Annotated in this window: 9 protein-coding genes and 1 pseudogene; 4 read left to right on the forward strand and 6 right to left on the reverse strand. The window is 37.7% G+C overall.

Features of this window, described 5'->3' with window-relative positions:
* The coding region (locus tag H5968_RS23750; RefSeq protein WP_187041913.1) for a hypothetical protein at positions 1-197 on the forward strand (197 nt) is incomplete at its 5' end.
* Here H5968_RS23750 and H5968_RS23755 read toward each other — a convergent pair.
* A complete protein-coding gene (locus tag H5968_RS23755) occupies positions 184-732 on the reverse strand; it encodes a DUF2854 domain-containing protein (protein WP_187041914.1) in 549 nt (182 codons plus the stop codon). The genes H5968_RS23750 and H5968_RS23755 overlap by 14 nt on opposite strands.
* 141 nt (positions 733-873) lie before the next feature.
* Between H5968_RS23755 and H5968_RS23760 the strand changes: the two genes are divergently transcribed.
* Positions 874-1,056, forward strand: a complete 183-nt coding sequence (locus H5968_RS23760; RefSeq protein ID WP_096570227.1) for a hypothetical protein — start codon at positions 874-876, stop codon at positions 1,054-1,056.
* An 87-nt stretch (positions 1,057-1,143) separates the two neighbouring features.
* On the opposite strand, the gene H5968_RS23765 is transcribed toward H5968_RS23760, so the two are convergent.
* Positions 1,144-1,554: a response regulator transcription factor gene (locus H5968_RS23765; protein ID WP_187041915.1), complete on the reverse strand. Its 411-nt coding sequence runs from the start codon at positions 1,552-1,554 to the stop codon at positions 1,144-1,146.
* 366 nt (positions 1,555-1,920) lie between these two features.
* Positions 1,921-4,086, reverse strand: a complete 2,166-nt coding sequence (gene ppk1 / locus H5968_RS23770) for a polyphosphate kinase 1 (protein WP_187041916.1) — start codon at positions 4,084-4,086, stop codon at positions 1,921-1,923.
* Positions 4,087-4,311: 225 nt separating this feature from the next.
* Between ppk1 and H5968_RS23775 the strand changes: the two genes are divergently transcribed.
* Positions 4,312-5,685 (forward strand): cell wall metabolism sensor histidine kinase WalK, encoded by a 1,374-nt coding sequence (locus H5968_RS23775; RefSeq protein ID WP_187041917.1) that lies wholly within the window; start codon positions 4,312-4,314, stop codon positions 5,683-5,685.
* Between the two features lie 834 nt (positions 5,686-6,519).
* Positions 6,520-6,990, forward strand: coding sequence for a DUF2267 domain-containing protein (locus H5968_RS26230; protein WP_370569806.1), 471 nt, complete (start codon positions 6,520-6,522; stop codon positions 6,988-6,990).
* A gap of 166 nt (positions 6,991-7,156) precedes the next feature.
* On the opposite strand, the gene H5968_RS23785 is transcribed toward H5968_RS26230, so the two are convergent.
* The 3 genes and pseudogenes from H5968_RS23785 to H5968_RS25910 all read right to left on the reverse strand — a co-directional run.
* Positions 7,157-8,272 (reverse strand): lipopolysaccharide assembly protein LapB, encoded by a 1,116-nt coding sequence (locus H5968_RS23785; RefSeq protein ID WP_187041919.1) that lies wholly within the window; start codon positions 8,270-8,272, stop codon positions 7,157-7,159.
* Between the two features lie 214 nt (positions 8,273-8,486).
* Entirely contained in the window at positions 8,487-9,110 is a 624-nt protein-coding gene (locus tag H5968_RS23790; protein ID WP_187041920.1) for a sigma-70 family RNA polymerase sigma factor, read from the reverse strand.
* A 234-nt stretch (positions 9,111-9,344) separates the two neighbouring features.
* Positions 9,345-9,450 (reverse strand): annotated as a pseudogene (locus H5968_RS25910) (16S rRNA (adenine(1518)-N(6)/adenine(1519)-N(6))-dimethyltransferase); the annotation flags it as partial.

Genomic DNA, 9,450 nt, shown 5'->3' on the forward strand with positions numbered 1-9,450 from the left:
GGACTGGGGACTGGGGACTGGGTAATCATTTTATTTTTCCCAATTACCAATTACGAATTACCAATTACGAATTACCAATTACGAATTACCAATTACGAATTACCAATTACGAATTACCAATTACCAATTACCCATTACCCATTACCAATTACCCATTACCCATTACCAATTACCAATTACCCATTAATTTTGAGTAGTAATTAATTCTAGTTCAATTCTATCTTCATCAGGTTGTGTAATTTTCACCTCAACATTAGGAGCAAAGTATTTAGTCATTTTCTCATGTTTTTGTAGCCAAATATCAAGAGGAATAAAAGGCGAATCAAATTCTAAAATCAAGGAATAAGCACCGTTAATTTCTATTTCTCTTAAACCAGTCACTACTGGACGTTCTTCATCGTTAGGATTCAAACCTAAGTATGTTAACGCCCGGTCTAAATGAGCTTCTTGTCCGTAGCAAAATCTAGTTATGTCAGTGCGGATTTTATTTTGAGTTACAGTAGCTTGTTGTTTTCTGAGTGCTAATACTGATTCTGTGGTAGGTTGGCTAAAGGGTATGGGCTTGAGTTCATTAGCTTTGAGTGCTAAACCTCCCAGCAAGAGAGGAAAGCCATAAAAAAAGCCCACCAAGTTGAGAGTCGCGTTATCAGCAGCATAAGCGACGAAACCGACAATGGTTAATATGCTACCCAAGGTTAAACCGAGTGTTCCCAAAGAAATTTTGCCCAGCATGATTTGAAATGTTGATCATTTCTTAACATCTTACCCAGATCCACGACTTCTTTGAGAAGTCAGCGATCTATTCTTGATTGATCAGCTTTAGCCGATTTTGCGTTAAGTTTAATGAAGAATAGGTAAGATAGGAATAAAACAATGGATCTACAAACACTTAAAGAACGAATTGCCTCAGTTCAAAGTAAACGTGAATACTTGCTGAGTCTTCTGGAACAACCAAATTTAGGCACTTTGAGAGTTGATGTAAATCAAGCTTTAGAAGAATTAGATGATTTAATTGATGAATTTAGACGCAATATTCCCGAATCAGAAACTAATTAATCTAAAATAAGCAAAATCAAAATATACGTCGGCAACCGTAATTTTCCGGTACAGCCGACAATCTTGATTTTTCTAAAAAAATCTTCACTAACCCATCACTGAATTGTTGATAGCACGCTGGCCTAGTTGTCTAACCAAAGCGATGAGTTCTGTTGTGGGTACATCTTTTTTGCAAACTTCATCAAAACTGGGTATTGCCTTTGTTTGTTGCAAGTGTGCATCATCTATTGATGAATAAGCCAGGATTTGAGTATTTGGAGATATAGATTTAATATAACCGGAAGCACGCCAACCATCCATAACTGGCATATGTAAATCTAGCACAATTACGTCAGGGTGGGAACTTTTGACCATTTCTATAGCCTCTTGACCATTACTAGCTAAACCTACAACTTGCATATTCTCTTGAGCAGAAAAAGCGAACTGTAGGGTTAAACGAGTTAGTTCATGATCATCAACCAATAGAACGCGCAAGGAAAAAGACTCACAGGACAACATTACCATTCCCGGAAACTGAAAATTATATACAAGAGTATCTATAGTTTATGGGAGTAAGTGCCTGTCTTAACTCTATCCTACGGATGAATAACGGGTGTTTGTGTATAAAGAAATGATTAAGTTTTGCGGTAGGAGTCGGGAGTTATTAATTTTGGATTTTGGATTTTGGATTTTGGATTTTGGATTGTTTTTGTTACAGCAATTTTGGAGTAAATGAGGTATACCAATTTTGGAGGATAGTTTTAAAACTTGAAGTTCAATCGGTTACTGTACCTCATCAACCTCGAAACTGCTGTATCTCCCATCTAAAATCTAAAATCTAAAATCTAAAATCTAAAATTGTCTTCCCCAGTCACCAGTCCCTGTTTATGTGGTGTGTGTAGAACGTAAAGCCATAGACATGAGAATTTTTTGAGAATTAGCTTCTTGAGAATCATCATAGGGTCGTCTTTGGATATAAGTACCATCAGCTTGTAAATCCCAAGCTTGACGATTATCTGCTAACATAATTCCCAGAATTTCTTGCAAATCTTTAGCAATTTCTGGATCTCTAATAGGTGTGATAACTTCGACTCGACGATCTAAATTACGACGCATCCAGTCAGCACTGCCGATATATATTTCTTCTTGATTATTGTTGTAGAAGTAAAAAATGCGGGAGTGTTCTAAAAAGCGACCGATAATGCTGATAATGCGAATATTTTCACTGATGTCTTTGAGTCCTGGACGCAAGCAACATATACCCCGGACTATCAAATCAATTTGTACGCCAGCACGGGAAGCATTGTATAGGGCAGTAATAATTTCCGGATCGACGAGGGAATTCATTTTAGCAACAATGCGCCCGGAAAATCCATTTTGGACATTTTCCATTTCTCGGTTAATTAGTTCGAGAAAGCGATCGCGCATATTCACAGGTGCAACTAATATTTCTCGATAGGTTTTTTGGCGAGAATATCCTGTTAAGAAGTTAAACACATCTGTTAAATCAGCGCCCAATTCTTCCCGACAACTCAACAATCCCAAATCTGTATATAGTCGTGCTGTTTTTGGGTTGTAATTTCCTGTCCCAATATGTACATAACGACGCATCCGAGCTTTTTCTCGGCGCACTACCATGACAATTTTGCTATGGGTTTTTAGACCGACTAAACCATAAACAACGTGAACACCAACTCTTTCTAAACGTCTAGCCCAGTAAATATTATTTTCCTCATCAAACCGGGCTTTTAATTCTACTAATACAGAAACTTGTTTACCATTTTCTGCGGCGGCAATTAAAGCATTAACAATAGGTGAATCCCCGGAAGTCCGGTAAAGCGTCATTTTGATAGCTAATACTTGAGGGTCCCAGGCAGCATGGGTAATAAAACGCTCCACTGTGCCGGAAAATGATTGATAGGGATGATGTACCAGTAAGTCTTTTTCCCGAATTACCGCAAAAAAATCTTTTCCTTCTTCTACGTCTAATACATCTGGGTCTATACTGGGTTCTCTGAGGCGTTGCAAGCGGGAAGGAACAACGGACTGACGTGGGGGATCTTTCAGTTCTGGCAATGGTAAAGCCATAAAATACATTAAGTCTCGCAGTCCTAATAAACCATCTACGGCATAAACGTCATTTTCGCTTAATTCCAAATCTTGCAATAACCGAGAACGTAAAACTTCTGGTGTTTGGGATTGAATTTCTAGCCTAACTGGTGTTCCCCCCATACGACGTTTACGCAATTCTTGTTCAATAGCTAATAATAAATCATCGGCTTCGTCTTCTTCGAGTTCTAGATCAGCATCCCGTGTAATGCGGAAGGGGTGATATTCCTGAATATTCATCCCTGGAAACAGGTATTCTAGATTGTGGGCGATCGCCTGTTCCAATGGTACACCGATCCAGTTAGCGGTTTTTCCGTTGTTGTCAATTCCTAACTCTGATGGTAAAGGTATAAATCGCGGTAAAACATTAGGAACTTTAACTCTGGCAAAAAATTCTTCTTCTGTTTCTGGGTTTTTCACCACCACAGCTAAATTTAAGCTGAGATTAGAAATGTAGGGAAAAGGATGACTAGGATCAACTGCTAAAGGAGTCAGTACGGGAAAGATTTGTTCTTTAAAGTAGTTATCTAAATAATTTCGCTGTTTTTCATTCATTTCTATATATTTCAGAATATGAATACCATGATTAGCTAACAGCGGTTGTAAAACTTGTTCAAATTGTTCGTTCTGTTTTTTTACCAACGGGTTCAGGTGCAACCTAATTTCATCTAGTTGTTGTTCGGGTGTCCGTCCATCAGGAGTTAAGGAGTTTACTTTAGCGTCTACCTGTTGCTTTAATGCTGCAACTCGCACCATAAAGAACTCATCTAAGTTAGAACTAAAAATAGCCAAAAATTTCAACCGTTCCAGTAGTGGGGTGCGCTGATCACAAGCCTCGTGTAATACTCTACTATTAAACTCTAACCAGCTTAATTCGCGGTTGATATAGTATTTTGAATCATTCAGGTTAATGCTAGGGGCAGTCTTTTTAGATTTTGGCATAATTGATTACGGGCTAGTAGATGTCACGCAGAAGGCACGAGGTAAGAGGTAAGAGTTAATATTTAGATGTAGTAGTTAATTAATCTAACTAATATATTAATTTTTGGTTAAGAGATATTTAAAAATGGGGAAATATAGAAGTTGTAAGTTGGACGAAAACAAACTGTTCTATTCCCTATTCCCTATTCCCTATTCCCTATTCCCTATTCCCTATTCCCTAGTGTAATGTTTCAAGCTACTCGTCGCCGTCTTGCTCTTTGGTACACTGCTGTTACTGCTATCTTACTACTCTTGTTTGCCACTGGGGTATATTTATATGTCCGCAGCACTCTGATAGAAAGAATTGATGATACCCTAAATCATGTGGTGGAAGTGGTAGAGCGTTCTTTAGTCATTGAGCCTGTTAATGTACAACCTGATGAACTCCGTGTCAATGTAGAAGCGAGTTTTCGGAATAATGCTGATACAGCGGAAGATGATCATATTGACCTAGAATGGTTTAGTCCCACTGGTGAATTACGGTGGTCAACTTTTTCCGAAGCTTTAAATATTCCTATTCATAGCAATACCGGTGAAACTGTGCGAGTGGTGGGGATGGGGGGATGGGGAGACTCAGAACTGTTATTGCGACAAGTTACCCATCGGGTAGAGGTGGGAAGACAGGTTTTAGGTTATCTGCGTGTGAGTCATCCTTGGTTTGAAGTGACTAAACCCAGTCGTCAGTTAATTTTTGATTTGGGTTTGGGTACTGGGTTGATGGTGCTTTCGGTAGCTGCTAGTGGTTGGTTTTTGTCTGGTAAAGCGATGGAACCTGTGGGGGAGTCTTACCAACGGTTAAAACAATTTACAGCTGATGCTTCCCATGAACTCAGAAGTCCGATCGCTTTAATTCAAACTAATGTACAAGTGGCGTTGGCTGATTTAGACTTAGAATCTAGTAGTATTTCTCATTATCGTCAACAGTTAAAATTAGTAGAAAGATTAACTCAGCGTTTGGGTAGGTTGGTGAATGATTTATTATTTCTTGCACGACAAGATAGTGGTATTGGTGCAGTTTTATTTTCACCTTGTCCTGTGGATGCTTTGTTAATAGAAGTGGTGGAAGAACAACAACTTTTAGCTACAGACAAGGAAATTTATCTAACTTTGAATTTAGTTGATCCGCCAGGGGAAATTGACCCAGAATTACAGGAAAATTGGTTTACTGTGATGGGTAACTGGGATGAACTGGTAAGGTTATTTACAAATTTAATTGGTAATGCTTTGCAATATACTCCAACTCAAGGAAAGGTACAGGTGGAGTTAGGGCGAGTTGCGGGAATGCGTTATGGTTTTACTTGTTTACAAATTAAAATCAGTGATACGGGAATTGGTATTCCTAGTGAGTCTTTACCACGATTGTTTGATAGATTTTATCGTGTAGATCCAGCGCGTTCTCATCAAAGTCGGGAAATAAGGGAAAATAGCACTAGCTCAGGTTTGGGTTTAGCGATCGCTCAAGCTATTGTGGAACATCATCAAGGACAAATTCAAGTGGAAAGTGTTGTTGGTAAAGGTACTACTTTTATTGTCACTTTACCCATCTCTCTGGAGTATTAAATATAATTCAGTAGGGGCAAACCCCCTGTGGTTGCCCTCAAGAGTCGGTAGAAGTCGGGGATCTGGATATTAGGTATGACATTTTTTACGGTTGAGTTACTTATTTATGCAACATTTGTTTCTTGTGATAGATGAAGAAAGCTAGTTGCATAATTTAATATGAGAATAGCATTTACCAAGCTAGTGAGGTACAAAGTTTTTTATGTTAGGGAATTGGGAATTGAGAATTGAGAATTGAGAATTGAGAACAGTAAATAAATTAGAGTGTACCTCATGAGACTGGGAAACGCTATATCTATAGGAATAATATTTGAATTTTGAACAAAAATCCGTACACATCACTAATTAAATTTTGAATTTTGATTTCATTGATAGATTGGAATGTCTATTAATATTGATTAAAAATTGGTTATATATAGAATATAGGAGGATTAAATGCCAATTTATATCAGAGAAGATGTCACTTACAATTTACTCAAAAAAATCAACGAAACTGGTCAGGGAATGCACGAAATACATTTTAATCAAGATGATTTTCCTGGACATAGAATCACAATTTCTGACTTTTTAGGACATTTAGATTATTTAAATCAAAAGCATTATATCAATGCTGAGTTTACAGGTAATGCTTACGCAACTCAAGAAGATGTTCCTGATTTAATTCATCCCCAGGAATTTGATTTGCGAATTGCTAATACTCTGGGCGCACCGGATGGACCATTACCACATTTGATTACTTTCAAAAAAGCAGAAATGACGGAAAAAGGTCAGAAACTATTAGAGAAATTAGAAGATAATAAACCAAAAGTATCAAATGGAAAACCAGCAGTTGCTATTGCTGATAAAAATCTACCTTTTTTAGAAAAGGTGATGGTTAAAAGTGGGGTGACAGATATTTTTGATGCAAGAGATTTAACAGAAGTTGTATTTCGGGTAATGCGGGATTTAATGAATACTGAAACTGCTGACAGAGTAGAAGTAGAACTGCATGAACCAGCAGAAATAACTAAAGATAAATCCCTGCAATTAGAAATTGCTGATTTATGGCATGATACAAATCCAATTGTGGCATTTTTAAGCCGCATACGTCCACCTTTACAACCGATAGGAATGTTTAAAGGAATTGATAGCGATCGCTTTTTATTTAGAGTTGCAAATGAAGGTGGAATGCCACCAAATGTAGAAGTAGAACAAGTAATTAAAGCTGTATTTTCTGCCACAAAAGACGAATTATCACCAGAAATAATTCAAGAAATTTCCATCTGGTTGCCTGATAAAATTCGCCAACTTTGGGAAGAAGGTTAAGAAGGTGACAGGGAACAGGTGAGAGGTGACAGTGTAAGAGGGAAGAGGGGATATAAATCTACAATCTACAATCTACAATCTACAATCTACAATCCAAAATCCAAAATCCAAAATCCAAAATCCAAAATCCAAAATTAATAACTCCTGCCTCCAGACTCCTTACAAATTACCGTCCTTTGAGTTCGTTAAGACTATTGAGTAATTTTGCTTCTTGTTTGATGTCATCTAATTTTCGTGCTAGAGAAAGTGCCTGTTGATAAAAATTGCGTGCTTGGGGATAATTCCGCATTTTTTCATAAAGTTCACCAGAGGATACTAAAGATTTTAATTCTTCCCTGGGACTATTCAAGAATTTAGCGATCGCAAATCTTTGTTCTAGCAATTCCAAAGCCCGTTCATAACGGCCAACAGCAGTATGAGCAGTGACTAAACCATCAATTGCTCGTAATTCGTCAGGGCGGACAAAATTGATTTTTGCTAACCGCATTGCTGTGCCATAACTGGCGATGGTATTTTGATAATCTCCTGCGAAAAGATAGGCATCACCTAAATTATTCAGGGTGTTAATTTCACCAATTACATCTCCTGTTTTGCGACGAAAAATTAAAGCAGTTTCCGCTAATTTAATTGCTCTGTTATAATCTCCTAATCTTGTGTATACAAGACTTAAATTACTGAGTGAAAGTCCTTGTCCTTCAATATTTTCGAGATTACGAGCCATAACAAGTGCATCTTGAATAGTTTGTCCTGCGGTTTTTGGTTCGCCTTTTTGCAGGAACAAAGTACCAAGATTATTAAGTGCAAAAATCTGATTGTGAAAATCCTGATTATCACGAGCTATACCCAAGCGACGACGGATAGCATCTTCAGCACCTTTGAGATTACCTAATTGCAGATAAGCACCAGCGAGTAAATCATAAGTTACTCCCTGGGATTTCATATCACCAAGAGAGTGATATATTTCTAATGCCTGTAATCCCGATTCAATAGTTTTTTCCACAAAACCAGAAGCATATTGTTGTTTACCTAACCGCAGTAATCTATCAGCTTTTTCTCGAATAGGCTTAACATTTAAGGATCTGCCAATAGGATGATTTAAAGGACTATGAAGTTGTTTGGTAATCTCAATAGCCTTTGCCTGTTGAGGAATGAGAACAGCAATAGATAATATACCTAATAAAGCGTAAATATTCCCATGTTTCCATTTACTAATTTGTTGTAAAAACAGGGAAGAATTGAAATTGCCAAGGCTATGCCCTGATAAAAAATGCCGTTGTTCCATAAAACTTAACCGTGAAATTTCGGCTGTAAATAGTTTGTAAATAAAATGATTCAACAAAAAGTTTGATTTTTATAGCCGTAGACAGAATAGTTAGGACATCAATTGATCATGAAAGTCTGACTACAATAGGATCTCACTCCTGACTTCTGACTCCTGCTATAATTCCTGCTATAATTGCAGAATAGCTGCTGTTGTATTGATACATAAGTTAAGTTTAAGCAATATCTTCACCTAAGTAAATAGCGCGAATATCAGCTGGTAATTTGTCTTCTAGCATACGATAACCTTCTTGAAGCAAATTGGCTACTTGTTGAGGATAAATTTTTTCACCTTCAGCTTGTAAGTAAGCAGAAATGCGAGTTTCACTCCAATGGAAAGTTTGCGCCATTAAGACAATTAAGCGCAATAATGGCGGTACTTGATCTAATGCCTGTTCTATATAACACCATAACGGGGGTGACGTGTCTTTAAGTGAATAATGAATAGCCTCCGTTGGTGGTAGTTTCATTTCATTAATACAAAAAGCTGTAATGTTGATTAACCAGTTTTGCAGAGTTAATACTTCTTCCCCTGTTTCTGGGTTAGTTAAATATAGTCCACCGAGTTCATAATATATATGTCGCCAAGTCAGCGCAAATAGATAATCTGCCTGGACAGGCGATCGCGCCGAATGTTGAATCAAAGTATAGACTATAGGGCTATAACGGCAAAAAATAGCAGTAAAGTATTTGCCATGATCAGGATAGCGCCTCAACAAAGTCAGCAGTTCTTGATCACTGTGATGAAACAGCGACTTCACCAGCGGATGGTTAGCTTCAGGAAAGGATGGTATTTGCACAAGCGTTTTAGTAAATGGTTGTTAAAATATACATAGTCAAGGTGAGTAATCAGTCATGGGTAATTGGTGATTGGTGATTGGTGATTGGGAAAAATGAAATTGTAGAACTTACACGCAAGCCATAGAATAAACTAACCACAGAGCTACAGAGAACACAGAGAACTAAGGGTTTGAGAGATAGATATTTTGCATAATTTTTGGATTGATTCCTAGTCCCCAGTCCCCAGTCCCCAGTCACCAGTCCCTAGTCACCATATTTACCAGTGATACCCATTGTGTAACACTGAGGTCTTCGGCGCGAGATTGGGGATTAATATTTAATTGTTCCAGTAATTGCGTC

It is taken from the genome of Sphaerospermopsis sp. LEGE 00249, assembly GCF_014299995.1.
GTDB classification, from domain to species: Bacteria; Cyanobacteriota; Cyanobacteriia; order Cyanobacteriales; family Nostocaceae; genus Sphaerospermopsis; species Sphaerospermopsis kisseleviana.